Origin of the sequence: Sphingobium sp. 15-1 (assembly GCF_013375535.1) — a bacterium.
GTDB classification, from domain to species: Bacteria; Pseudomonadota; Alphaproteobacteria; order Sphingomonadales; family Sphingomonadaceae; genus Sphingobium; species Sphingobium aromaticivastans.
This window is the reverse complement of sequence record NZ_JABXJG010000002.1, coordinates 1,161,526-1,185,975: the sequence shown is the minus strand read 5'-3', so window position 1 is coordinate 1,185,975 and position 24,450 is coordinate 1,161,526. Positions and strand designations below refer to the sequence as shown.

At 62.7% G+C, this 24,450-nt stretch carries 19 protein-coding genes; 9 read left to right on the top strand and 10 right to left on the bottom strand.

Annotation, left to right across the window (positions count from 1 at the left end; translation table 11 throughout):
• The first annotated feature begins 92 nt into the window (after window positions 1-92).
• The 4 genes from HUK72_RS21440 to HUK72_RS21425 are packed head-to-tail and all read left to right on the top strand — an operon-like array spanning window position 93 to window position 3,573.
• Window positions 93-1,226 carry an acyl-CoA dehydrogenase family protein gene (locus HUK72_RS21440; RefSeq protein ID WP_176598603.1) on the top strand — a complete coding sequence of 378 codons (1,134 nt, stop codon included), beginning with the start codon at window positions 93-95 and terminating at the stop codon, window positions 1,224-1,226.
• Between the two features lie 12 nt (window positions 1,227-1,238).
• The gene (locus HUK72_RS21435; RefSeq protein WP_176590495.1) at window positions 1,239-2,426 is read left to right on the top strand and encodes an acyl-CoA dehydrogenase family protein; all 1,188 of its coding nucleotides are present in this window, start codon (window positions 1,239-1,241) and stop codon (window positions 2,424-2,426) included.
• A gap of 8 nt (window positions 2,427-2,434) precedes the next feature.
• Entirely contained in the window at window positions 2,435-2,761 is a 327-nt protein-coding gene (locus HUK72_RS21430) for a hypothetical protein (protein WP_176590494.1), read from the top strand.
• Between the two features lie 8 nt (window positions 2,762-2,769).
• Window positions 2,770-3,573 (top strand): MaoC family dehydratase N-terminal domain-containing protein, encoded by an 804-nt coding sequence (locus HUK72_RS21425; protein WP_176590493.1) that lies wholly within the window; start codon window positions 2,770-2,772, stop codon window positions 3,571-3,573.
• A 550-nt stretch (window positions 3,574-4,123) separates the two neighbouring features.
• Here the strand turns inward: HUK72_RS21425 and HUK72_RS21420 are convergent.
• The 5 genes from HUK72_RS21420 to HUK72_RS21400 all read right to left on the bottom strand — a co-directional run bounded on the left by HUK72_RS21420 (window position 4,124) and on the right by HUK72_RS21400 (window position 10,147).
• The gene (locus HUK72_RS21420) at window positions 4,124-5,140 is read right to left on the bottom strand and encodes an IS110 family transposase (RefSeq protein ID WP_176598918.1); all 1,017 of its coding nucleotides are present in this window, start codon (window positions 5,138-5,140) and stop codon (window positions 4,124-4,126) included.
• Between the two features lie 125 nt (window positions 5,141-5,265).
• A complete protein-coding gene (tnpA, locus tag HUK72_RS21415; RefSeq protein ID WP_255325581.1) occupies window positions 5,266-5,754 on the bottom strand; it encodes an IS200/IS605 family transposase in 489 nt (162 codons plus the stop codon).
• A gap of 373 nt (window positions 5,755-6,127) precedes the next feature.
• Window positions 6,128-7,288 carry an IS110 family transposase gene (locus HUK72_RS21410; protein WP_176598917.1) on the bottom strand — a complete coding sequence of 387 codons (1,161 nt, stop codon included), beginning with the start codon at window positions 7,286-7,288 and terminating at the stop codon, window positions 6,128-6,130.
• 638 nt (window positions 7,289-7,926) lie between these two features.
• Window positions 7,927-8,550 (bottom strand): ParB-like protein, encoded by a 624-nt coding sequence (locus HUK72_RS21405; protein ID WP_255325898.1) that lies wholly within the window; start codon window positions 8,548-8,550, stop codon window positions 7,927-7,929.
• On the bottom strand, window positions 8,528-10,147 hold the full coding sequence (locus HUK72_RS21400) for a SulP family inorganic anion transporter (protein WP_176598601.1): 1,620 nt from the start codon (window positions 10,145-10,147) through the stop codon (window positions 8,528-8,530). The genes HUK72_RS21405 and HUK72_RS21400 overlap by 23 nt, the downstream gene beginning before the upstream one ends.
• Window positions 10,148-10,310: 163 nt before the next feature.
• Between HUK72_RS21400 and HUK72_RS21395 the strand changes: the two genes are divergently transcribed.
• Window positions 10,311-11,096, top strand: a complete 786-nt coding sequence (locus tag HUK72_RS21395) for a hypothetical protein (RefSeq protein WP_176598600.1) — start codon at window positions 10,311-10,313, stop codon at window positions 11,094-11,096.
• On the opposite strand, the gene HUK72_RS21390 is transcribed toward HUK72_RS21395, so the two are convergent.
• Genes HUK72_RS21390 through HUK72_RS21370 form a run of 5 tightly spaced genes read right to left on the bottom strand, consistent with a single transcriptional unit; the run spans window position 11,087 to window position 20,227 of the window.
• Window positions 11,087-14,155 carry an efflux RND transporter permease subunit gene (locus tag HUK72_RS21390; protein ID WP_176598599.1) on the bottom strand — a complete coding sequence of 1,023 codons (3,069 nt, stop codon included), beginning with the start codon at window positions 14,153-14,155 and terminating at the stop codon, window positions 11,087-11,089. The genes HUK72_RS21395 and HUK72_RS21390 overlap by 10 nt on opposite strands.
• A gap of 4 nt (window positions 14,156-14,159) precedes the next feature.
• Window positions 14,160-15,158, bottom strand: coding sequence for a hypothetical protein (locus HUK72_RS21385; protein ID WP_176598598.1), 999 nt, complete (start codon window positions 15,156-15,158; stop codon window positions 14,160-14,162).
• A complete protein-coding gene (locus tag HUK72_RS21380; RefSeq protein ID WP_176598597.1) occupies window positions 15,155-16,558 on the bottom strand; it encodes a TolC family protein in 1,404 nt (467 codons plus the stop codon). The genes HUK72_RS21385 and HUK72_RS21380 overlap by 4 nt, the downstream gene beginning before the upstream one ends.
• A gap of 53 nt (window positions 16,559-16,611) precedes the next feature.
• Window positions 16,612-17,946 carry a metallophosphoesterase gene (locus HUK72_RS21375; protein ID WP_176598596.1) on the bottom strand — a complete coding sequence of 445 codons (1,335 nt, stop codon included), beginning with the start codon at window positions 17,944-17,946 and terminating at the stop codon, window positions 16,612-16,614.
• Window positions 17,947-17,974: 28 nt separating this feature from the next.
• Window positions 17,975-20,227 carry a TonB-dependent receptor gene (locus HUK72_RS21370; RefSeq protein ID WP_176598595.1) on the bottom strand — a complete coding sequence of 751 codons (2,253 nt, stop codon included), beginning with the start codon at window positions 20,225-20,227 and terminating at the stop codon, window positions 17,975-17,977.
• A gap of 231 nt (window positions 20,228-20,458) precedes the next feature.
• Between HUK72_RS21370 and HUK72_RS21365 the strand changes: the two genes are divergently transcribed.
• The 4 genes from HUK72_RS21365 (at window position 20,459) to HUK72_RS21350 (ending at window position 24,380) form a co-directional block, all read left to right on the top strand.
• A complete protein-coding gene (locus HUK72_RS21365; RefSeq protein ID WP_176598594.1) occupies window positions 20,459-21,136 on the top strand; it encodes a response regulator transcription factor in 678 nt (225 codons plus the stop codon).
• On the top strand, window positions 21,129-22,496 hold the full coding sequence (locus HUK72_RS21360; RefSeq protein ID WP_176598593.1) for a HAMP domain-containing sensor histidine kinase: 1,368 nt from the start codon (window positions 21,129-21,131) through the stop codon (window positions 22,494-22,496). The genes HUK72_RS21365 and HUK72_RS21360 overlap by 8 nt, the downstream gene beginning before the upstream one ends.
• A gap of 163 nt (window positions 22,497-22,659) precedes the next feature.
• On the top strand, window positions 22,660-23,823 hold the full coding sequence (locus HUK72_RS21355; protein ID WP_176598592.1) for a DUF2157 domain-containing protein: 1,164 nt from the start codon (window positions 22,660-22,662) through the stop codon (window positions 23,821-23,823).
• On the top strand, window positions 23,820-24,380 hold the full coding sequence (locus tag HUK72_RS21350; RefSeq protein WP_176598591.1) for a GDYXXLXY domain-containing protein: 561 nt from the start codon (window positions 23,820-23,822) through the stop codon (window positions 24,378-24,380). Before HUK72_RS21355 ends, HUK72_RS21350 begins: the two co-directional genes overlap by 4 nt.
• Window positions 24,381-24,450 lie beyond the last annotated feature (70 nt).

The window sequence follows — 24,450 nt, the reverse complement described above, 5'->3', positions numbered from 1 at the left end:
CGGACGGCGCATGTCGAAAGGTCCATCTCAAGCATGGGTTTCCCGATGCCGCGAGTATTACGAAACAAAGGGATGACGGCAGAGATCAGGATATGGACACACTTCTCAGCAACGATGATCTGGCGCTCGAACAGCATTGCGCCAAAGTCCTTGAACAGGAATGGCCGATTGGCAAGGCGATCAGAACCCTCGGCCCGGACGGGACGGGCCATGACGACCGCCTTCACAGGATGTTGGCCGCCGCCGGCTGGATCGGATTCGCGTCGCCCGTCGAATTTGGTGGCGGCGGCATGGGGCTTGTCGAACTCGGGCTGGTCTACCGGGCGGCGGGCTATCGCCTGCTTCCCGCAAGCTTTTATGCGTCGGTCCACGCCGCCCTCCTGATTGCCCGGCTCGCCACGCACGAACAGGCGGCTGCATTACTGCCCCCCTTGCTCAACGGAAACAGCCTGGCATGCGTCGCCGGTGCCGAACCGCAGGCTTCGGACACGCCCGAACTATGGCGGACATCGGCACGTCGGACGTCGACCGGATGGTCCCTGTCGGGGCGCAAATATTTTGTTCCCTTCGCCGGGATCAGCCAGACCGTGCTGATCGTCTGCGCGATCCGCGATGCATGGGAAACTCCGGGCTGGGGCGTATTCGCGGTTCCGGTGGACAAATTACAGCCGCGCCTCCAGTCGACCTTTGGCGGAGAGAAGTTCTACGAGCTGGAATTCACGGATATCCAAATCGGCCAGGATGCGCTGTTGGGCGGGCAGGACGCGATAGCAACCACCCTTTCCGCATTTGTCGACATCCAGGAATCGGCCGCATGTCTCCAGATCATGGAAATGATCGGCGGCGTCCAGGCGGTGCTCGACCGCACCACGGAATATGCCAAGGAGCGCATCGTGTTCGGCAAGCCGGTCGGCGCCAATCAGGTGCCCCAACACATGCTGGCGAACATCTTCATCACGCTCGCAGGTGCGCGCGTCGCGGCGTTGCGGGCGCTATCGATGAAAGCAAAGGGCGAAGATGTCCGCAAAGCACTCCCCCTAGCCAAGCTGGCCGCCGGGAAGCTCTACACCGATGCCACCATCTCTGCTCATCAGCTGTGGGGTTCGATGGGTTACGCCCGCGAAACCGGGTTTTACCTCTGGTCCGAACGGGCCAAGGTCACCGACGCCACATTCGGTTCCCGGCGCTATCACCGCCAGGCCCTGCTGAAGCAATTGGCATATTGAGGCGAAACAGCCATGGACTTTTCCCTGAACGCAAACGAACAGCAGCTGCGCGCCGAGGTTCGCTCCTTCCTGACCGAACGCCTTCCCGAACGTCTCCGGCGCCTGCTGCACGAAGGCGAAGCGATCGGCGAGGAAGTCTGGGACGACGATGTGCTCGCCTTCGATGCCGCCATGGTCGAGCGCGGATGGCAAATCCCCGACCTGCCCGCCGATTATGGCGGCAAACAGATGTCGGCCATCGACAAGATGCTGTTGATCAGCGAAATCGACTATGCCAACGCGCCGCGCTTCATGCGAGCGACCGTGACGTCGCTGGTCCCCACCCTTGCGCGAGTTGGGACCAAGGCCAACAAGGATCGCTGGCTGGACGACATCGTGCATGGCCGGGTGACGCTATCCATCGGCTATTCCGAACCCGAGGCGGGAACCGATCTTGCGAACCTGCGCACACGGGCTCAGCGCGATGACGACGGCTGGTTGATCAATGGCATGAAATGCTGGAACAGCCGGGGCCATATCGCCACCCATGTCTGGCTTCTTGCCCGTACCGGCGAACCGGGAGGGCGCCACAAGGGGCTTTCCGTGTTCATCGTGCCGCTGAACGCGCCGGGCGTCCAAATCCAGCGCGTGGACAGTTGGGGCGACCATGTTTTCAACGACGTGTTCTTCGCGGATGTTCGCGTACCGGACGAGTGCCTGATCGGCGAAGAGGGCCAGGGATGGTCGATCGTCATGAACGCGGTGATGGGCGAGCGCAGCTTTCTGGGCCTCGCGCCATCGCTCCGGCTCATCCTCGACGAACTGGTGGAATATTGCCGGGACACAGCGCATGAGGGCGAGTTGCTCTCAAGCCGATCCGACGTTCGCGAGGCGCTGGTCGATTTCATGGTCGACCTGGAACTGGCGGAAATGATGGGCTGGGATATTGCCTGCCGCAAGGATGCGGGTGAGAATATCGATGCCCAGGCACTGGGGCTGAAAATTCACACTTCCGAACTGCGGACACGGATCGCCGATTTCGGCATGCAGTTGCTCGGCCTTCCCGGATTGCTGCGTCATGAGGAAAGCGATGCGCCGATGCACGGAGGAACGGAAATCCTGTACCGCCGGGCGCCGATCAACCGGATAGGTGTGGGTGCCAATGAAGTGATGCGCGATATCGTGGCGCAGATGGGGCTTGGCCTGCCGCGCATTCGTTAGGGGGAATAATGGAAAGAACCTATATTGGCGTCGTCGCTGTCACGACCCTGGCACTCATTGTCATGTGCATATTGGCGCTGGCCACGGGAGACATCGTACAGGAAACCCTGTCGCTTGTATCGATGCCGTGGGGGCGGTTTGTCCTTTCGGACGTCATGGCAAGCTTCCTCCTGCTGTCGGTCATGGTTCAATTGGTGGAACGGCGACTGTGGCTCAGCCTGAGCCTGTTCCTCATCGCGGCACTCGCCTTGGGAAGCATGGCCTATTGCTTCTGGATGCTGCTGCGGTTCCGCATCATCCTCGCACGGGTCAGCCCGGCAACGTTCAGACATTGAAGGCCATCATGGCAAGTGTTGACAATATCCAGATCGTCTCGGACCGGATCGATCAGCGTCGGCTGGATCATATTTCTGCGCTGCTGGACCGGGACCCACCGACCCAGGGAGAGGCTTTGCCAGCCCTATGGCATTGGCTATTTTGCATCTCGCCCATCCGCAGAAGCAAGCTCGGCCCGGATGGCCATGAACAGTTGGGCGATTTCATTCCGCATCTTCCCGCACATAATCGCATGTGGGCCGGCGGCGACATTCGATTCCTCCAACCCATTGAGGTTGGCGACAGGATCACCCGGCACTCCCATGTCGCCAAGGTCGATCCAAAGCAGGGTTCCGTCGGCAAATTATGGTTTGTGACGATCAAACATGATTACCGTAGACAAGGCGCATCCGTTCTCATTGAGGATCAGGATCTGGTTTACACGGATATGACGCCGCGCGACCGCCGGCCGATCGCTCCTCCGCCCGGTAACATCCTGTTGACCGAGCGTTTCGATGACGTCGCGCTGCAACGCTATTCCGCACTGACGCTGAACAGTCACCGCATCCATTTCGACAGGGATTATTGTCGGAAGGTGATGCACGACGAACGCCTGATCGTTCATGCACCATTGCTTGCGACGAGCCTGGCCGGTGAAATCGAGAATGAACGGCCCATTAGTCGGCTTCGATACAGAATGATTGCGCCGACACGGGAAGATGAAACTGTCTGTTTCGGTTTCGACAGCGCCACCGGCACCGCTTTCGTAATGGGTGCGAAGGGCGACCTGCGGCTGCGAGCTCAAGTCGATTTCATCGGCCATCCACCCTGATCGGGGCGAGACATCCATGCTACTTCGTTTTGAAGGCTTGGCTTCCGTATCGTTTCTTGAGATGAGCAGCAACTTTAGCAACATATCGCAACTGCCGTACCTTGTTCGGGCTGTGGTACACGCCAATTGCTGTCCAATAATCCCGCGTGACAACCAAGGTCGATATGAAAATCCACCTCGCGGCCTCGACGTTCCTCATCACCGCACGCAATTTAATAGGTCCTGAGTCTAGTGGTCGCCCGAGAACAGACAGCCGCGCGATCACCGGCTGAATGACTTCTGTGGTTGCCGCCCGTGATGCAAGAGGTTTCGAGTCCGAAGCGCGTGTGATCGAGTGCGGTCTTCTGTAAGGCCTGTAAAAGCGGCATTTTCAGAGACCGCTGGCCGGTATGGTGATCTGCGGATCAAGTCCAAATCTGACCGTCGAGCTTAATGCTCATGTCATTCACCTGGTTTTCCTAATCCAGATCTGTTCGATCATTTTGCCCATTCGGGTCGTCGCCTGCTCACACCCCCCTCATCCGATGTCAGGTAGATTTTGCGGCACGACTCACGCCGCCTTTGCCTGCACCGGAACCCGGTAGTCCTCTTTCTTCGTCAGCATGGCCCAGATAGTCCGTGCCATCTTGTTGGCTAAAGCAATTGCCACAAGCATCCTCGGTTTACGCGCTATCATGCGCGCCAGCCATGACTTTTCAGGGAGCGACTTCCGGCCTCGCCAGTTTAGGCGCGACATCGCCCCTATAATCAGCAGCCTGCGGATATCGGCTTGCCCTGCCTTCGACATACGGCCGAGCCGTTCCTTACCGCCCGAGGAAAACTGACGCGGGACCAGTCCAAGCCAAGCGGCGAAGTCACGTCCGCAACGGAAGTTCTCCATCGGAGGGGCAAAGGCTTCAATTGCCAGAGCAGTCAGCGGACCGACTCCAGGCATTGTCTGCAGTCGGCGTGTCATCTCGCGCTTGGTCGACAGAGCCTTGACCTTGACAGTTTTGGCCTCGATCCTCGTCGTTAGGGCTGCGATCTGATCCAGAAGATCGCGGCATTCCTCGCGCATCAACCCAGGCAAGTCGCTGTGTGGTTCTTCCAGAATAGTCTCGATTCGTTTGATCTGGTGGATGCCTTGGGGAACAACGTGGCCATATTCATATAGATAGGCCCTGAGCGCATTGACCAGTTCGGTGCGCTGATGGACGAGCCGCTCCCGGGCGCGGAACAGAATAGCCCTGCCTTGTTGTTCGGCAGACTTGGGCTCGACGAAGCGCATCTCCGGCCTCTGGGCAGCGATCACGATAGCCTCCGCGTCCGCTGCATCATTCTTCTGGCGCTTCACGAACGGCCTCACATAATGCGGCGCGATCAGCTTCACCTCATGGCCAAGCCTGACCATCTCGCGCGCCCAATAATGCGCGCTGCCGCAAGCTTCCATCACGACTACCGCTGGAGGTTGGTCGGCCATGAACTTGGGGAAATTCTGCCGCGAGAGTTTTTTGCGGAACTTCAACTGCCCCGTCATGCTTGCTGCGTGGATCTGGAAAACACTCTTTGCCAGGTCCACCCCAATCATAATATCCTTCGTCACGGATGCCGTCCTTCCCGCTCAGTGGCTCTCAACACCACTATCTTGGCACATCGCGATGCCGTCTGGGGAGGGCGGCAACCACCCCATCTGACCGGCTGACGCCGGTAGGATCATGCGGAGGGGCTGAAGCCATTTTTGTGGCCATGCTTGTCGAGATAACGCAGGATGGTGTCATCGGTGATGTTGCCGGATGTCGTCGAGAAGTAGCCCCGCTGCCAGAAGCGTTGGCCCCAGTAGCGCTTGCGGATATGCTCGAACTCCTGCTGGATCTTGCGCGATGACCTGCCCTTGGCGCGCCGCACGAAGTCGCTGACCGAGACGTGGGGCGGTATCTCGACGAACATGTGGACGTGGTCGCGAGACAATACGCCATGGACAATGGTCACGCCCATCTCGGCGCAGACCTGTCGGATGATCTCGCGCACCCGCAGGCGTACCTCACCATGGAGCACCTTGAACCGATATTTAGCTTTGCTGAACTTCGTTTCGGCGCCCAGACCAGATGGTAGCGATGATGAAATGTTGTGTGACAACCGCTGCTGTAGCCCATAGCCTGTACCCTCGGAGAAAAATGAACTCTCGCCCTTCGGGCTGTTCATTTTTCTCCGAGGGTACAGGCTACTGGCCGAGTCTGTGGCTGAAGCCAGTATCCGACTCACATGATGAATATCGGGTCAAGCAGTTTATCAGTGCGACATAGCATTATCCTTTTTGTAGCTGCGAATCCGAGGTCTGAGTCCGATTGACCAGTACCGGCTCAGACTACGAGCCTGTACAAACTCACATCCGGTCGCTGCACCGAGCAGCTGCACCACAATCCCGCATCCGGCGGGCAAGGACTCAGGAGAACGAAACCATTCTAAAGTGCGGCTCTTGGTTCTTGAGCCATGTCGGATGTCGGTTCGCCCACCTGGATCCGTCAGGACTGATCAGGCCCTGAAGGATAAGTAAAACTCGAAACGAAGGATTGCATCAAGCCGGACTCATCACGGCACCCTCGATGACGACGCCACTGGTCACAAATTTCCAAAGGGCGACTAGCAGCTTGCGGGCGAGCGCAACAATCGCGACCTTCTTGCCGGTGCCACTGCTCTGGGCAACGCGCTCTTTAAACCAGAGCGCCAGAGCCGAGACCGGCTGGTGGCGGATCCACAACCATGCAAGCTGGATCATCGTTGTACGCAAGCGCGGGTTACCAGATTTGGAGATCCCCTGTTCTCGATTGATCTTTCCGCTCCGCCATGGCGAGGCGGCCAGCCCAGCATATGCGGCCAGTTGTCGCCGGTTGTCAAAATGGCGACACAAGCCTTCGTGGGCGAGCACGGAGGCAAATTCCGGGCCGATCCCCTTGAGCTGCTTTAACAACACTGCCGGCGAGGAAAGATTAGCGACATCCTCCTTCATCAAGGCATCACGCTTGGCTTCCACCGCCTTGATTTGATCCAGCAGCAATTCGAGACGATCAATTTCGCGGGAGATTTGGGCCTTGAGATGACCCGGAAGCGGGCGGCCATCGCCGGTTCGCAAGGTCTCCAGTTGGGAACGACGGTCGCGCCGAAGCAACTCATAATCGCGGATGCCTTGGCTGAAGAGCAAGCCTTTGATGCGATTAACGTGGAGCACCCTCTCGGCGACAAGCGCTTTGCGTTCGCGGCAGATCCGTCGCCGATCCTCGTCCTCAACAGAAGGCACCCGTACCATCGAGCACGCGCGCGGTTCGCCACGTTTGTAGGCCATGAGCGTGCGCACCAATACCTCTCCGTCGAGACGATCCGTTTTGGCGCGCCGGTTTCGGCGTGATACCGCGATCGAAGCTGCGTCGACCACATGGCTGTCGATCCATTCTTCCCGCTTGAGCGCCCGATCGATCCAGAACCCATCGAAACCCGCCTCCTGGATCACCACCAGGGGATAGAGCTGGCCCGTTCGCATCTGTGCTTTCCGGCGCAGTTCGTCAAAGCAACCAAACAAACCAGCCAGATCTCCACCGACAACGGTGTAGCGCGACATCTTTTCGCTACCAGGCGCCAATACCGTCACCAGCCAGGTCGATTTACTCAGTTCCAACGAGACAAAAATTGCGCCAAGATCGACACGGATAGCGGCAGGCAACTCGGCTCGGATCAATGTCATAGCAGGCATGTTGATCTCCAGGGTAAGTCTTTTAGCAACCTCACCTTGCCACAGTGTCGGCTGCTATCCACTCATCATGGGATCTGAAGTCGGAGGGGTTTCTCCCGATGGAGGACTCTAAATTATGGGACGCGCGTTGCTAGCGCAGCGGTACCCATGGAGAGGACGCCCGGAATGGAGACCACCTGCTCGTCAGGAAACGAGGCTAAAAAGCCAGCAAACCGCTTTGATAACTGGCCCGCTCAAGGCCAAAGCTGACAGAAGCGCGAACAATGCCAATTCAGGCCACGGATTACTGGGATCAACGAGATCGTCATGTCTGTCCTGCTGGCGATGTCGCATCCAAGCCCCCTGCTCATGACCTTCCTATAGCCGGAAGCAAGGTCCGCTACTGGAGAAGTGAATTGAATCGCTGAATGACAGCAAAGGGTCGGCAGCGGAATCGGCTGCTGCGCGCCCATTCCCGTTACTCGGCGGTGAGGTTGTCGATGCCGGAAGCTGCGTTTCGCGGAACGACGTGCCAATAGGCATGAGATGCCGAAGCTGGGGTATTCCGACTTGTGCGGATTGGAGCAAGCATCTCGGCAAAACCGCTGCTCCCGAATGGCGTATACGCGCCATCAGTCTTCCGGAAATCCTTATTCGGTGCACCCCGCCCAGCCGGGGAGATGCGCTGCTTCCCTGGATCGCGCCAAAGCGAGCGCTTTGCGCAGGCAGGCATCGAAATCATCACGCAGGCGGGCAAGCTTGATCCTTTGACGAAGGAAATTGGCCCAGAGAAATTCGGCATAGAGAATGTCGGCTTTTGCATAGCCCCCTGCCCTTCGTAGTGCTCCGGCCAGGGATCGATAGGGATCGTCGGCAAGCCTGCCGATATGTTTGGGCAGCGCTTCATAGTCGTGCCGCAGTCCCTTTTCGTCAAAGGGATGCAGCCAGTTGCGATTGTCCATATAGGTGAGGAAGGCCGCCCTGTTGAGATGGCCAAGGTCGGCCAACACGCTGACCAGGATATGGACGACCCCCTCTTCATGAAGGGCGCGGGCAAGGTGGTGGTGATCGACCATCCAACGCTTGCCCTTGGGGCCGATCACGACGGGGATCATATGGCGTCCGAGGAAATCAGGCCGGTCGCGATCCGCGCGGATGCTCCATTCATGCCGTTTGCGGGCCACCTCGATCAGACCGACCGTCATCTGCGTGGGGCGCAGTGCGGCCAGTTCGACCGAATGCAACAGGGGTTCAGGGCTGACATGCGGCATCATCTTTTTCCCGTTTCAGTGCTTGCACGGCATCGTCCACACTATAGCTGCTGCGCGCGATCAGATCGGTGGTGCCCGCGGCGCGCATCAGGTCGCGGACATGGTCACGTACCCGCGCCAGTTGCACGGTGATGCCGCTCGCCCGCATCATGGCGTCGAATTCGGTCAGGGCATCCAGCGCGGTGCTGTCGATGTCGAAGCTTTCCTCCAGGCTGAGGATCAGCATGCGCCTGTCGGGCTCCGCGCGCAGCAGGTCCGCGACACGCCCCAATACCCGCTCGGCATTGGCGAAGAACAGCGGCTCGGCGGGGCGCAGGATCATCATCCCATCCGGGCTGACCGCATCGGGGTGGCGCAGCAGATCGACATAGTCATGCCCCGACCCCAACTGGCCGAGTTGGCTGAGCTGCGGCGCCGCCAGGCGCTGGATCAGCAGTGCGAGCGACAGGGCTATGGCAAAGAGCATGCCGTCCAGCACGCCCAGTATCAGCACACCAGCCGCCGCTCCAAAGGCCGTCAGACTATCCCGGCGGATGCGCCAGAGCCGCAGCAGTGGGCCGGGGTTGAGCGCATGGAGCAGTGCCGCGATGACCACCGCCGCCAGCACCGGTTGCGGCAGCCGGGCGACCAGCGGCATGGCGAAGATCACCAAGGCCCCGAGCGCGCCTGCCGCCACCAGCCCAGTCCAGCGGCTGCGCACGCCTGCTGCCTCCGCGGCCGATCCGGCGGAAAAGCCCGCGCCGACCGGCATGCCTTGCACCATGGCGGCGGCGAGATTGGCAACGCCCAACGCCGCCATTTCCCGATTGGGGTCCACCCGGTCGCCATGGCGCAGCGCCAGGCTGCGCATCGTACCCCAGCTTTCGGCAAGGAGGATGAGGACGATCGGGGCCGCCAGCTGGACAAGCCGGGACAAGTGTTGCCAGTCCGGCAGAGTGATCCCTTCCCAGCGGGGGATCAGGTCGATCGTCCCGACGCTGGCCACCCCCCGGCCTGGCAGGTCGAACAGCACCGACGCGCCGATCCCGCCCGCCAGGACCAGGAGAGCGCCCGGCAGGGACGGCACCCGCTTCAGCACCAGCAGTGCTGCCAGGGCGGCAAGGGCGGTGGCGATGCTCGCCATGTGCCAGCCACCCATATTGTCGAGCAGGGCCAGCAGCAGTGTGCCGATGGCCGGTCGATGCAGTGGAAGGCCGACGATGATCGGCAATTGCTTGATGATGATCGTGATCGCCAGGCCAAAGGCGAAGCCACGCAGGACGGGACGCGATATGAAACTGGCCAGCCCGCCCAGCCGCGCCGCCGCCATGACGCAGAAGATCATGCCGGCGATGGCGACGATCAGCGTTGCGGCAGCGCTGCTGGCGCCTGCCTGCATGGGAAGGGCGGCGAGTGCCGCGGCCAGTATCGCAGCCGAGGAAGAGGTAGGGGAAATGATGGCAAAGCGGCTGCGGCCAAGGATCAGATAGGCACAGGCACCGGCGATGGCCGCCAATATGGCGCGCTGCGGCGGCAGGCCCGCTATGCCCGCATAGGCGATCGCTTCGGGCAGCATCAGGCCCGCAATCGAAAGCCCGGCGATGACATCGCGCCCCTGCATGGTTGGACATCCTCTGCAAAGCCCGTCCCAAGGGCGTGGAGCCATGTTTCGCAAGCAACGCGCCGGACGGCAAGAGCCTGTTAAAGCCAGAACCGATTTCTGCGTGCCAACTGAGGCTGGCCGCTTCCGCGCCGTCTTCTTCATGAGTGGGGAGGCTGGACAGATGTCGGGACATGCACCCTTTCTATCGGCGGTTGCTCTTGGATGGTTCGGTCTGACATGGCCGGTTTCCGCTGTGGCGGGAACGGACCTGGTGCCGCGAGCGGACAATGTGCTGATGGCCCAACTGGAGACCCGTCTTGCAGACAAGGATTTGCCAGCATCGAAACGTCCGCCGGGATTGACCCTGGGCAACGGCCTGAGAGCCGAAGATCGCTTCGACCTTGCAAACAGGAAAGTCCGTTCAAAGACGCTAGGCATCGGACCTGTGGAACTGGCGCTGACGGCAGGCAGGGCGGCCAATTTCGCTCAGCGTTATGATATGCCCTATGCCGTGGATCGCTGGACACTCAAATTCGTCGGTGCCAGCGCGTCCTTGTCTCTCCTGTCCGGCGTCGATTTCGTCCTGGACGCGGAATATGCGCGCATGGCCCGAAGATTGTCGGTTCTGGAGGTGACGCCGCACCGGCTGGCAACCGGGATGGCCCGGCTGGGCGGCGGCTTTTCGTTCGGCGGGAACGCCCGGCTGATGCTGGATTATATATCCGTCGCGCGGTCAAGGCACCAGGATGATTTGACGCGGATGGCTGAGGCTCTTGGTGGTGCGCCCGCGACCGGGCGTGGGCCGGAATTGTCCTTCGCCCTGGGCTCAGGCACGGAAAGCGGGCAAGGTAATTGGCGTTTTTCGCTGGCCTCCCTCCAGCGCCCGATGAGCGATCTGGGACTGGCCGCGGATGGCGATATCCGCACCGATGCCCGCGCCATGTTGAGCTTCACCCTTCATCTTTGAGCGTGCCGCCAGCGCAGGATGAGGACCGGCAGCAGCAGCAGGCTCATCACGGTCGAACTGATCAGGCCGCCCAGGATCACCACTGCCATCGGTCCCTGAATCTCGCGACCGGCTTGGCCCGAATCGATCGCAAGCGGCGCAAGGCCAAGGGCGGTGACAAGCGCGGTCATCAGGATCGGCGTGACCCGCTCCCTTGTGGCCCGCAGCACGGTGTCGAGCGACCAGGGCGCGCCTTCCGTCTGGACCAGATGGTCGGTGTGGGACAGCAGCAATATGGCGTTGCGCGCGGCAATGCCGAACAGGGTGACAAAGCCCACCAGCGCCCCTAGCGACAGGGTGCCGCCGGTCAGCAGCACGGCGACAACCCCGCCAGCCAGCGCGAAGGGCGCGCCGGACAGGATCAGCCCAGCCGGCCGCGCCCCGCCAAAGGCGAGCGACAGCAGCGCGACCATGGCGATGGCGGCGAAGGCGACGTTCAGCAGCAATTGGTTCGAAGCCGCTGCCTGTCCTTCGGCCGCGCCGGCAAATTCCACATAAACGCCCGGCGGCAGAGGAACCTGTGCCGCGATGCGGGCGCTGGCGGCGCGGACGAAGCCGCTGACGTCCGAGCGCGTCGGGTTCACGGTGACAACCTGCCGCCGCTGGCCGCCATCATGGGCGATGGTGGAGCGGCCTTCCTCCTCCCGGATCGTGGCAATGTCGCCAAGGCGCGCCGCGGTGCCGTCAGCGGCGCGGACCAGCATGTCACCGATGCCCTCCGGGTCCTGTCTCAGTGACGGCGGCAGAGCGAGCGCAATGTCCACGGTGCGGTTGGCATCGCTGGTCTGCGCGACGACATGGCCCTGAAAGGCGATCTCTATGGCATCATAGGCGTCGGTGGCGGTGATACCGTGCAGCGCCATGCGGTCATGGTCGAGGCGGACGCGCAGCACGGGCGTTCCGGCAGGCGCCTTCACCTGCACATCGGCAGCGTCCGGCACCTGACCCACCACCCGCGATATCTGTGCGGCGACGCGATCCAGCGTGTCGAGATCGGCGCCATAGACGCTGATAGCCACAGCCGCCGTTTCGCCCGACAGGCTTTCACCGATACGGTCGCCCAGGAAGGTCAGCACCTCGGTCTGGATGCCGGGATAGCGAGCCAGAACGGCGCGGATGCCCGTCTGCGCCGCTTCCTCGCCCGCGCCGTTGACGGGCTTCAGCTTGACATGGAACTCGCTGTGATTGGGGAGGAATGTGTCCTCGCCCGCTTCGGCGCGGCCCATTTGCTGCTCGACCGTCGCGACCTGCGGCAAGGCGAGCAGGTCATGCGAGATGCGCGCGCCGGTCCGGCGCATCCAGTCCATCGACGCGCCGGTAGGGCCGATCACCTGCAACACATAATGCCGCTCGCGAAAGGCGGGGAGCAGTTCATTGCCCAGCGACAGGAACAGCAGGCTACCGACGATCCCGGTCAGGGCGGCGACGAGCGCAATCGGACGCGGATGGGCGCAGAGGCGGCGCACGAGCCGTTCGTGACCCGCCTTGATGCGGGTGATGAAGCGAGGCTCGTCGCGGTGCGCCACATTGCGCAGCAGCAGATAGGCCAACGCGGGCGTCACGCTGACCGCCACCAGCAGCGACGCCGTCACGGCCAGCGCGAAGGCCAGCGCCAGCGGGCGGAAGAAGGCGCCATGCAGGCCGGTCAGCATCAGGATCGGCGCCATGGTCAGCAGCAGCACATAAGTTGCATAGACCACCGGCGCGCGCACCTCGACCGATGCGGCCTCCACCACGGCGGATCGCGGCATGTCCGGCGGGGCGAGGCGCAGGCGGCGGGCGATATTCTCTATGTCGACAATGGCGTCGTCGATCACCACGCCCAGCGCCACGGCCAGACCGCCCAGCGTCATCGTGTTGATCGTCTGGCCGAAATGATCGAGCACCAATATCGCCGCCAGCAGCGACAGCGGGATCGACAGGAAAGCGATCAGCGCCACGCGCAGGCTGCGCATGAAGGCGATCAGCACGAAACCGATCAGCAGCCCGCCGATCAACAGGTCATGGCGAATGCCCGCCAGCGCCGTCTCGATGAAATTGCCGGGGCGGTGGAGCGCGGGATAGAGCGTCACCCCCTGCGCCGCGAGCGCCGGTCGCATGTCCTGTAACGCCTTCTCGACCGCCAGCGTGGTGTCGAGTGTATTGGCGCCATATTGGCTCGACAGGGCGAGCAGCACGCCCGGCTTCCCCATGATGAGCGCATCGCCAAATTGCGGCGCGGGCGCATCGACCACATCAGCGACGTCACCCAGCCGCAGCGATCCGCCGTTAATCGGCGTCAGCACCGATTGGGCAAGGCTTTGCGCCGTCACCGCGCCATTGTCGGGTTGTACCAATATGCGCTGATTGGGCGTGTCGGCAAAGCCGCCGCCGCGCACAGCCGCGCTCGCCTGAATGGCACTCGACAGGTCGTTGATGGACAGGTTGCGGGCGATCAGGTCGGCGGGACGGACGCGGATTTCGATGCGCCGCTGCGCCCCGCCAAAGACATTGGCGCGCGCAACGCCCGGCACGGCCAGCAGGCGCGGACGCACCGTCCATTGCACCAGATCGCGCAGCGCCAGCGGGCTGATCCGCCGCGAAGTGAAGCCGATCTTCAGCAGGTCCATGGTCGAGGAGGTGAGCGGCGTCAGTTGCGGCGTTCCCACGCCTGTGGGCAGGCGCGCGGCGGCATCGCCCAGTGCTTCGGCCACCACCTGCCGCGCGCGATAGGGGTCTGATCCTTCCTTGAAGGTGACGGTAATGACCGACAAGCCCTGGATCGATTCCGACCGCACCGATTCCACGCCATTGGCGCCGTTGACGACGGTTTCGAGCGGACGGGTGACCAGCGCCTCGACCTGTTCGGGCACATAGCCGGGCGCTTCGGTCTGGATCGTGGCCTGCGGCGGCACGAAATCGGGGAAGACGTCATAGGGCGCGGCGCGTAACGCAAGCCCCCCGATCAGCAGGAGCAGCAAGGCGGCAGTCAGCACCGCCCAGGGATGGCGCACGCTCTGGCGGACGATGATGGCGAGCATGGCGTCAGTCGTCCTCGCCCGCCGCTTCGCCACCGCGCTCGATGGAAAGCAGTACAGCCGCGCCATCGGCCGCCACGCGGTCGCCCGGTTTCAGACCGTTGTTCAGGCCGTCGCGCACGAACCAGCCATCGACCTGCGCGCGCGCATCGGTCAGCTCGACCCGCCGATAGCCGCCGCCCGGTTCGGCGCGATAGACCCAAAGTCCGCCCTGATAGCGCAACAGAGCGGCACGGGGCACGATGACGCCGCTTTCCTTGCCCTTCGTTTGGGCCATGCTGGCCGGCAGCACGCGGCCCGTGCCCAGTTCCCGCGCCAGAGCGCCATATATGATCGCGAGCGAACCCGCGCTTTGCAGACGGGTATCGGCGGCAGCGGCGGGACCGATCAGGCGGACAGGCATCGCCACCGCGCCCTCACCGATCCGCGCCACGCCGGTCCCAGGTGCCGCACCATCGGCAAAGTCCACCCGGATCAGACTGGCCTGCCCTGCGGCGACGGCCCTGACCAGATCGCCCAGCGCAGCGGATGACAGCCGCGCCAGACCGGGACCATATTCCAGCCCCACACGCTGCGTGGCGGCGGCCAGCCGCGCTCGATCGGCCACGGCCTGCACGCGGGCGATTTCCACCGCTTTTGTGGAGGCGCTCTGATCGGCGGCCGCGAGCGCGCGTTGCCGGGCGTCATCCGCCTGGGAGGCGGTCAGGGCCGCCCGGGCGCTGACGATCTCGCTCTGGATAGCGGACAGGGTGCTGATGTCGAGCGCACGGGCAAGGCCATGCCGGACCGCGCTTGTCTGCGCGGGGAGAAGCGTTACGGCATGAATGCCCGCTCGGGACGCCTGCGCTGGGTCGAGCGCCACCACGCCTTCGGGCGTGGCCGGTGCGATAGCGGATGGCGACGCGTCGTCAGCGTCTGGCGTCAGCGCGGGCCAGGCAAGGAACAAGGCCGACGCAAGCGCCGCGCCCGACAAGGCAGAGCCAGCCGCAAGGAACAGCGGTTTCATGCGGCAGGCTCCAGCGCACCGGGTTTCAGCATCAATTCAGGCCCTTCAAGGGGACGACGCAGCGCATCTTCCAGCGCCGCGTCGGCGGCATGGACCCGGGCCAATGCAGCCCATTCCGCCAGTTCAGCTTGCGGCACCCCGCCCTGCGCGGAGGCCCAGTCGGTGCGGTCAATCTGGCCTTGGCGCAGTTGCGCGTCAGCCTGCGCCGCAAGGCGGCGGGCGATAGGCAGGTCGGCGCTCCGTACCCGCGCCAGCGCCGCGCGGGCCAGGCGGCATTCCATGATCGCGGCGTCCAGCGCGGCATTGGCGGCGGCGACCACCGCCTCCAATTTACGCCCGGCCTCCGCCCGCTTCGCCTGCGCGGCGGCGATGGCATGGCGATTGAGGTCGAGCGGCGGCAAGGCGAGGCCGATCGACAGGGGCAGCTTGGTGAGACCCCGTTCCCAGGTATAGCCGGGCGAAAGGGAGATGGCCGGATATTGTTTGGCGATTTCGCCGCGCAGGTCGCTTTCCGCCTGATCATAGGCGGCGATGGCCTTGAGGATGTCGGCCCGCGCCACGGTCGCGCCGATGCGATCCCCTATGGCCCGTATCGGCTCCGGCGCCGGTTCGTCGAAATCCGCCCAATCGAAAGCGATGGTGGCCAGTGCTTCGACGGACAACCCAATGGCGGTGGCGAGCGTCTGCCGCGCACCGGCGGTCCTGCCGCGTGCATCATCGGCGGTTGCTGCGGCGGTCGCGACATCGGCCCGCACCCGTTCCAAATCGGCGCGGGCCACCGCGCCAGCCTTCAGACGCCTTTCCATCGCCGCCTGCTGCTGATGGCGGAAGGCGAGGAGCCGGGTCGCCGCATCGGCCTCGCGCATGGCGACCAGCATGTCGGCCAGCGCACGGCGTGCCTGCATCCGTGCGGCCCAGACCGTATCGGCAAAGTCATAGCGCGCAATGGCTACGCCGATGGCTGCGCTGGTGATGCGCGCTTCGCGGCGTCCTCCCGTATCGAGCGGCACATCGATCGCGCCGCCGAGCAGCCAGGGCGAATGAGTCGTAGGGTCGTTCGCATATTCGCTGCTCAGCGTCAGCGTCGCGCCGGGGGCCTGGCGCGCGGCAGCCTCTTGCGCGCTTGCGGTGACCATGGCGGCCCGCGCCACGGCGACATCGGGATTGTGGACCAGCAAGGCCGCCAGCACCGAAAGCCGGGTCCAATGCGTGGCGTCATAGGGTGCCGCCGGGGCTATCTGTGCCTGTTCGGCCTGCACGGCTCCGGCGTCGATGGAGCGTTGCTGGCGCGCAAGGGCCAGCGCCGCCGCGTCCATGGGCGCGGGGTGGTAGGACTGGCACCCGCCAAGCGGCCAGGCGCATAGCGACAAAAACAGGAAGAAAACCGGCCTGCGCATCATGATGAGGGCTCTAGGCTCACGCTGGACAAGCGCCTAATTGCAATATGGTAAGGTTAGGCGGCGCAGGATGATCGCCGGCCCTTGACGACGCAGCGGCGGATGATCTGTCCGGCAAGGTCATGAACCTCGACCCGCCAGCGCCGCCTGCCCGTCCGCTCCAGCGTCATGAAGCCGAAATGGTCCGTCCAACTGTCGAACCGAAAAACCTTGGCGCCGGGCACCTGCGTCACATCCTCCTGCGTTCCGGCCATGCCGGAAATGAACTGGCTGGGGTGGCGGGGGCCAAGATCGGCCTGCTGCCATTCATGGACATGGCCTGCGACCAGCATGTCGATACCGGCAAGGGTCAGGGATGGGTCGGCGGCGCCGAAAGTGGACCGCACCGAAGCATAGCCCGCCTGGATGCGCAGCAGGCCCCGCTTGTTGGAGGCCGCAAGGCCCAGAAGTGGATAGTGATCGGTTGCAAGGGTGAAGCGATGACCCTTCGCCATGTCGGCAACGGCTTGCTGGATCGTCCGGATCTGCCCGTAACGTGGATCGCCTGGCGGGATCGCGTCCTCGCCCATGATGGCAAGGTCGATGGCGATAACCTGCGCGCCGCCGCCCAGCGGCACGGCGAAGGGCGCACTTTCGTCGCCACGCGCATCATTCTCTCCATCATTGCAGTCTTGCCCCGCGACGAACGGCTGCGCGGCCGGCAGGCGCCACCAACCCTGCCCGGCGCGCAGGCAGCTTTCATGATTGCCGCGCACCATCACCCAGGGCGCAGCCGCCAGCAATGGCGCGGCCGGCGTGAAGAAATCCGCGTCCCATACGTCCCAGCCATAGCCCCACGGACTGCCCACGCAGCCCGGATGATCGGCGCAGGGGTTTTCGCGATAAAGATAATCGCCCACATGCAGCACAAGGTCCGGCTTCCAGGCGGCTGCCTGCGCTGCGATCCGGGCGAAAGGCCATGCCTCTGGATCGTCGCATGCCTGATAGGCATTGTCCGACGCCTTGATGCGGCAGCCCGTATCGCCGATCACCACGATGCGGCGGGCGGACGCATGGGGCGCCGGAAGAAGGCGGTCAGCAACATGGACGGTTCGCGCATTCGCCGGAATTCGCGCTTCACATATCCGCACTGGAAAGCGGGAAGCCTTGCTGTTTTCAACGCTCGATCTGGTCGGGCGCTGCGGCAGGTCAGCGGGCTCTGCGCGCACGCTCATCGCCTCGCGCCTTCCGTCGATGGACAGAAGGGGGCAGGCATCCGTCCCCGCCATCACAGTGCGGGCCACCGGTCCGTCACCCGTCATTACCATATAGGCTGAGAGCGGCGACGGTTGATCCGCCGCCGCCCCGGTCGCGCCCCAACAGGCCAGACCGGCGGCAAATACCCATTTCATCACGCCGCCGGTCATCGTCCCGCTTTCGTCAGAAGGTGATCGTCACATCGCCCATGACCGAGCGGCCGGGCTGGTAGAAATATTGGTCATAGGGCGCTGTCTTGCCCTGGTTGATATTGGTGATTTTTGTCGAGTTGAAGAGGTCGTTCACCTCGACGCCGATCCGCACCGGACCGATTTCGTAACGGGCCGACAGAATGGCGCTATTGTAACCGGCGATGCGATAGGCGGCAGGTTCGCCCTCAGCCGCATATTGCGGGCCGGTATATTTGTCGATCAGCGAGAATTTGACCGGCCCCTGTTTGAACAGCACGCCGCCCGCCGCCGTCCACATCGGGGCATTGGCGATCTGCGTGTGCGCTACGCCCGGATTATGGGTCTTGGCATAGTTGCGCGAGGCGTTGGCAAAGACTGCAAGGCCATTGTCGAAGGCGTAGGTCAACTGGCCCTCGACGCCTTTATACACCGCCCGGCCGAGGTTGATGTAGACGGTCCCCTCACTGGCGGGCGCGGTGGTGTCGACCGCAACCTTGTTGCGGAAGTCGATATAATAGAGGTCGGCGTCAAGGCTGAGATGCGAGCCATGGTAGACGAAACCGGCCTGATAATTGGTCGATTTCTGCGGCGTTGCGGTCGAATATTTCGGGTAGACGACATACAGGACGCTAAGCGGCGGGGCGAGGAAGCCTTTTGCGAACTGCGCATAGGCCGATAGCTGTTCCGTCACCGCATAATTGGCGGTCAGGAACGGCAGGTCGGCTTGATAATCCTTGCTGATATTCTGCGCGAAGCGGGTCGTCTGGTTATAGGTGGCGTTGATCTGCCGTTCCAGATCGACATGTTTGAAGCCGGGCGTGACGGTGAGGCCGGGCAGCGGACGCAGTTCCAGTTCGGTGAACAGTTCAGCGTGATCGGTGTGGCTGTCCTGATCGAACTTGATGTTGGCGGGCGGCTGGACCGTACCCGCCGGATAGTTGGCCAGCGTGATCTTCTTCTCGATATAGTTGGGCGCCTGGGTGAGAAGGTTCACGTCGCGCTGCTGGCGATAGGTGTTCGCCCGCTCGATCCACAGACCCGCCGTGACCGTCGCAAAATCGGTCAGTTGGATGCGCGCCTTGGCGATGTCGCCCCAGACGCGATATTTGTTGGTCTTGGTATAGCCCGGCACGCCGGAGACCGCCGTACCGCCGGGGGTCAGCGTGACGACATTGGCGGCCGCGATCTGCGCAGGCGTAGCCGTCGCATAGAGCGTCACGTCGTTGCCGCTCAGCGTTTCATTGTCATAACTGTAGGTATAGGCCCGGTTTTCGAAGCTCGAACCGGGCGCGATATTCGCCTCCAGCTTGACGATCTCGAAATCGGTCGTCTTGTTGGTGTGGTTATAGCCATAATAGGTCTGGCTATTGGGGTCGTTGTTCAGGCTGAAATTCTTGCCGTACAGCGCTACCTGGCTCAGCGTCGCGCCATCCTTGTCCGGCTGGTTGAAGCGGTTTTCGTTATAGGTGCCAAGCAGCGTCAGCTTCACGTCAGAGCTGATCGGGATCATTATCTTGCCGAAGATATTGTTCGACCGGAAGGGGCTGTAGCTGCGGGCGCCGTCCGATTCGACATGCTGGCCCGACAGCATGATTTCCGTGCCGCCTAGCTGCTTGATGGCACCGCTTTGCAGCACGGCGCGGGTCAGCCACGTGTTCCATGTGCCATAGCTGCCCTTCAGTTCTGCGCTCGCATCCTCGCGGGTGGCGCGGGAAAAGAGGTTCATGCTGCCGCCAAAGGTGGCGATGCCCAGATTGGAAGCGTTGCCGGGGCCGCGGTCCACCACCAGCGTTTCGATCGTGTTCGACGGGAAGAAGGTGTTGCTATGGTGCGACGGGTCATTGGTGTCGCCAAAGGGAACGCCGTCATAGGTGATATTATATTCGGCGTCCTGAAAGCCGCGGATCTGCGCCTTGGATTCCGAAAGGCCCGCACCGTTGGTGCCGCCAAAATTGGAAACGCTGGGCGAAATCAGCGCGATCTGGTTGAAATCGGCGGTCGCGGGCAGCGAGTCCTCGATGAAGGAGCGCGAGATGATCGCCTGCGGCTGCGTCGTCTGGAGCGAGGCGGTGACAGGTGCGATCTCGTTGACCTTGGTTGCGGTCACGAGGATGTTGGAACCCTCGGCAATGCCCTGATCCTCAGCAGCGCTGGCCTCCGTCGCAGCCATCGCGTGGCCGGCGATGCAGGGAAGGGTCGCGATGGTGCCAAGCAACAGCGCCCGGCGAAGCGTGGTAATGGTCATGAAACAATCCCCTTTCAGCCATTTTGGCGTCGTGGGACCGGCTATGGGTGCGTGATGACGGATCGGTGACGCTTTGGTAACAGTTCAAAGTGTGGGGAAATGTAAGGTTTCCAGCACCGCCTGCCGCCCTTACATTTGCGGCGACGGTCGGACATGAGAGCTGAGAGTCTATTTGGAAATGCGCTCTTCCGCGCATTTCGAAACAGACTCTGAGCATTGGGAGCCTGAGCATTGCAAATTCTGGTGGTAGAGGACGATCCCGATCTGCGCCTGTTCATCGAAAATGGGCTGCGCCGCGCCGGGCATGCGGTGCATGGCGTGACGAGCGCCGAACAGGCGGCAACTGATGTCGGGAAACAGGCTTTCGATGCCGTGGTCCTCGACCGGATGCTGCCGGGCATGACCGGGCTGGACCTGGTGCGGCAATGGCGCAGACAGGGTGAGCGGGTGCCGGTGCTGCTGCTGACCGCGCTCGACGGCATCGATGACCGGGTGGAGGGTCTGGAGGCCGGGGCGGACGATCATGTCGGCAAGCCGTTCGCCATGAACGAACTGCTGGCGCGGCTTCAGGCAATCACCCGCCGCGCCCATGTGCCCGATCCCGGTTCCCGGATCGAGGAGGGGGAACTGGTCCTTGACCTGATGCGGCGGGATTTGCGCTACAAGGGACGGCTCGTGGCCCTCCAGCCGCGCGAGATGCGGCTGCTGGAGGAACTGATGCGCCATTCCGGCGAGCCGGTGACGCGTGCCATGCTGCTGGAACGGGTCTGGGGCTTCACCTTCAATCCGCAGACCAGCATCGTGGAAACCCATATCAGCCGGTTGCGCTCGAAACTCAGCGACAGCGGCGTGCCCGCCAGCATCGAATCCGTGCGCGGTGTCGGCTACAGGCTGGCCATGCATGGCTAAGGTGCTGCGCAGCGCGGCCTATCGCATCGCGCTGGTTTATGCGCTGGGCTTTGCGCTGGCGACGGCGTTGCTGGGCGTCGCGGTGATCCTTTTCGCTCATGCCGCCTTCATGCGCCAACTGGAAGCGCAGATCGTCGAGGATAGCGGCGCCCTGATCGCCGAATATCGGCTGGAGGGGCAGGAAGGACTCACCTTTGCCATTGGCGAGCGAGAGGCAGGTAACAGCGTCAATGAACTCCTATATGCGGTGTTCGCGCGGGACGGCCGGCGCATAGCGGGCGGCCTGCATGCCCGCCGCCCGCCGGCGGGCTGGAGCAACCTTGATTTTCAGGACGTTCTGGAGGGGCCGGATGTCGCCCGCGCCTGGTCCGTCGATCTGGATGATGGCTCTCGCCTGGTCGTAGGCGCGGATCGTTCGGTGGTCGAGCGTGTCGACCAGACGCTAGGCGGCATTTTTCTGGTGGCGTTCGCCATCGTGCTGCTGCTCAGTCTGACCGGCGCGCTCCTGCTTGGCGCCTATCTCCGCCGTCGCCTGGCTGCCATCAGTGGTGCGGCCGACCGGATCATGGCGGGCGATATTAACCGCCGCGTGCCTGAGAGCGGGACCGGCGACGAATTTGACGCGCTGGCCCATTCGCTCAACCGGATGCTGGACCGGATCACGGTCCTGCTCGAAAATCTGCGTCAACTGTCGGGGGATATCGCGCATGACCTGCGCACGCCACTGGCCCGGCTGCGCAGTCATCTGGAAGAGAGCCTGGAAGGCGGGGAGGATCCGGATCGCCTGAGGGAAAGGCTGGCTTCCGCGCTGGATCAGACGGACAAGCTACTTGCCCTGTTCGCGGCCATTTTACGTATCAGCGAAATCGAGGGTGGACGGCGCAAGGCGAGTTTTCGGACCGTTGATCTGGCGGAAATCGCCCGCGACATGGCCGACAGCTATCTCCCCGCCGTTGAAGAAGGCGGTCGCACCTTGACCGCAAATTTGGCTGCTATCGCAACGGTGCAAGGTGATCGGGAATTGCTCTCGCAGGCGATCGTGAACCTGCTCGACAACGCGCAGATGCACACGCAGCCCGGCACGGCCGTACATCTGCTTCTCGAAAACCGTGACGGCAAGGTGCGTGTTGCGGTCTGTGACAATGGACCGGGCGTGCCCGGCGACGCGCATGAAGCCATTTTCCGCCGTTTCGTGCGCATGGACCGCGGCAGAACCACGGCTGGCCATGGCCTGGGCCTTAATTTGGTCGCGGCGATCGTCGCAATGCATGATGGGCAATTGGAAATCGGTGACAATGCACCGGGACTGACGATAGGGTTCATTCTGCCGCAAACCTTGCCTGCATCGGCAAGTCTGTGACATGATGAAATAGCTCCACAGCGAAGCTGAATTCCTCCATAGCCGCTAAGCAACAAAGCCGGCTGACGAATAAGCCGGGAAAACGGGTCTGGGCCATGACTGTGCCTGCGAATGGCGCCGTCCAGCTGCGTTTCCAATCCGCCGAGCGGGAGGAGTAAGAGGCATGTCGGAACGGCAACTCAAGGCGTGGCAGGATGCGGGCCTGATCGACGCCAAGATCGCTGACCACATCCGTGCCTGGGAGGCCGCGCATAGCCGGCCACTGGGTCTGTGGGCGATCATCGGGCTTGGCGCCCTGACCATTGGTCTGGGCATCGTGTCCGTGGTTGCCGCGAACTGGGATGCGATACCGGGTGAAACCCGCCTTGCTATCCACTTTGCGCTGATGATCGGCTTTGCGGGTCTGCTCTGGCGCTATTTGCCCGATGCGGCGGCGCAGAACAGTCATTTCAGCGATGGCCTGCTGTTCGTCGCGGCGGTGCTTGGCCTCAGCCTTTTCGGCCATATCGGGCAGGTCTATCAGACCTCTTCCCCCCTCTGGCAGCCGCTGCTGGCATGGGTGATCATTTTTTCGCCGCTGCTGCTGCTGTTCGGGCGAGCCTGGCCGATTGCGGGCCTGTGGCTGGCGGGTGTGCTTGGCACCGCATGGTCCCATGCCGATGAATATGGCCATAGTTGGTTGTGGGGTCAGCACGCGCCACAGCTTGTCCATCCCACTTTTTATTGGGGGCTGATCGCTTGCCCGCCCATGGCGGTGACCGCATTTGCCGCGTTCATGCGCGACCGCAGCGATCGCCCTGTGTTCTGGCGTCTGCTCGAACAGCTAGCCATCGCCACCATCCTTATCGGCCTCAGCATCGTCATCATCGCAGGCGAGTGGGACGGCAGAGGGCGCAGCATCATCGGCGCCGCGATCCAGAGCCTCGCGTTGATCGGTGCGGCGGCGGTGATCTGGACTGTCAGGCAAACACGCTCCGGTCAGGCGACCGCAAGCATATTGGTGGTCGCGGCCGTGATGCATTTCGCGCAGGCGCTGCTCTTGGGTATTGATGGTTCGATCCGGGGGCCCTGGATCGGAGCGTTCTTCTTCCTGACATTATGGGGCGCGGTCGCTGCGGGAGCGCTTTTCGCCCGGTGGCGGCTGCTGTTCCAGGGGGCGATTGCATTGCTCGCCCTTCGCATCATCATCCTCAGCTTCGAACTGAATGATGACCTGTTGGGCAATGGCGCGGGCCTCATCCTGTCCGGCGCTTTTGCCATGGCGGTAGCCTGGGTGACGGTGCGAATATCCAGACGCTATGCACCGAAGGGGAGGAATGAGGGATGAAGATTATCGCTTCGCCCCGTTCTTGGCTCGCGGTTGCCCTTGTGCTGCCCCTTGTCGTGCTTGGCATCAGCTGGGCTGCGACCTATCGTCTGGCCCAGCAAGGACAGGAATGGCTGATCCCCATTCGCGGTTACGATCCGAGAGATCTGTTGCGGGGACATTATGTCCAATATCAATATGACTGGCCTGTGGATGCCCCGTCGTCCGGAGAACGGGGCAGCGATGACGTGCCACTCAGTGCATCCTTCGTTAGCCAGCTATGCATCGAAGGGACGGCCCCTGACATCACCAGGGTTCGGGAATTGCCCTTCATTCTGGGACGGACCAATCCCGAGAAGGTAAAGGGATGCGCCATCATTGTTCGAGCCTCCCTGGACGCCCGGCGGGAAGTTCGGGGACTGAATTCCGGCATCTTGTTCGTGTCGCAAACGCGGGCGCTGGCATTGTCGCGCCAATTGGCCAACCCCGGCCAACGGGGCTTCGTCCGGGTCAGGATCAGGCCTGACGGCATCATGCGACCGGTAGATATGGAGTTCAGACGGCGTGACAGCATCTAGCCCAGCACGAATGAGGCATGCTGCGACGCCGCCATATTGCGTGGATGAACGAACAGTCGTTTTCTGAAAC

Excerpts from the sequence above, each read along its gene's own strand:
- HUK72_RS21395 (WP_176598600.1), top strand. The coding sequence starts at position 10,311 with ATGTCGGGACATGCACCCTTTCTATCGGCGGTTGCTCTTGGATGGTTC.
- HUK72_RS21430 (WP_176590494.1), top strand. The coding sequence starts at position 2,435 with ATGGAAAGAACCTATATTGGCGTCGTCGCTGTCACGACCCTGGCACTC.
- HUK72_RS21435 (WP_176590495.1), top strand. The coding sequence starts at position 1,239 with ATGGACTTTTCCCTGAACGCAAACGAACAGCAGCTGCGCGCCGAGGTT.
- HUK72_RS21390 (WP_176598599.1), bottom strand. The coding sequence starts at position 14,155 with ATGCTCGCCATCATCGTCCGCCAGAGCGTGCGCCATCCCTGGGCGGTG.
- HUK72_RS21400 (WP_176598601.1), bottom strand. The coding sequence starts at position 10,147 with ATGCAGGGGCGCGATGTCATCGCCGGGCTTTCGATTGCGGGCCTGATG.
- HUK72_RS21405 (WP_255325898.1), bottom strand. The coding sequence starts at position 8,550 with ATGATGCCGCATGTCAGCCCTGAACCCCTGTTGCATTCGGTCGAACTG.
- HUK72_RS21370 (WP_176598595.1), bottom strand. The coding sequence starts at position 20,227 with ATGACCATTACCACGCTTCGCCGGGCGCTGTTGCTTGGCACCATCGCG.
- HUK72_RS21440 (WP_176598603.1), top strand. The coding sequence starts at position 93 with ATGGACACACTTCTCAGCAACGATGATCTGGCGCTCGAACAGCATTGC.
- HUK72_RS21425 (WP_176590493.1), top strand. The coding sequence starts at position 2,770 with ATGGCAAGTGTTGACAATATCCAGATCGTCTCGGACCGGATCGATCAG.
- HUK72_RS21420 (WP_176598918.1), bottom strand. The coding sequence starts at position 5,140 with ATGATTGGGGTGGACCTGGCAAAGAGTGTTTTCCAGATCCACGCAGCA.
- HUK72_RS21380 (WP_176598597.1), bottom strand. The coding sequence starts at position 16,558 with ATGATGCGCAGGCCGGTTTTCTTCCTGTTTTTGTCGCTATGCGCCTGG.
- HUK72_RS21410 (WP_176598917.1), bottom strand. The coding sequence starts at position 7,288 with ATGACATTGATCCGAGCCGAGTTGCCTGCCGCTATCCGTGTCGATCTT.
- HUK72_RS21360 (WP_176598593.1), top strand. The coding sequence starts at position 21,129 with ATGGCTAAGGTGCTGCGCAGCGCGGCCTATCGCATCGCGCTGGTTTAT.
- HUK72_RS21385 (WP_176598598.1), bottom strand. The coding sequence starts at position 15,158 with ATGAAACCGCTGTTCCTTGCGGCTGGCTCTGCCTTGTCGGGCGCGGCG.
- HUK72_RS21355 (WP_176598592.1), top strand. The coding sequence starts at position 22,660 with ATGTCGGAACGGCAACTCAAGGCGTGGCAGGATGCGGGCCTGATCGAC.
- HUK72_RS21375 (WP_176598596.1), bottom strand. The coding sequence starts at position 17,946 with ATGAAATGGGTATTTGCCGCCGGTCTGGCCTGTTGGGGCGCGACCGGG.
- tnpA (WP_255325581.1), bottom strand. The coding sequence starts at position 5,754 with ATGAACAGCCCGAAGGGCGAGAGTTCATTTTTCTCCGAGGGTACAGGC.
- HUK72_RS21350 (WP_176598591.1), top strand. The coding sequence starts at position 23,820 with ATGAAGATTATCGCTTCGCCCCGTTCTTGGCTCGCGGTTGCCCTTGTG.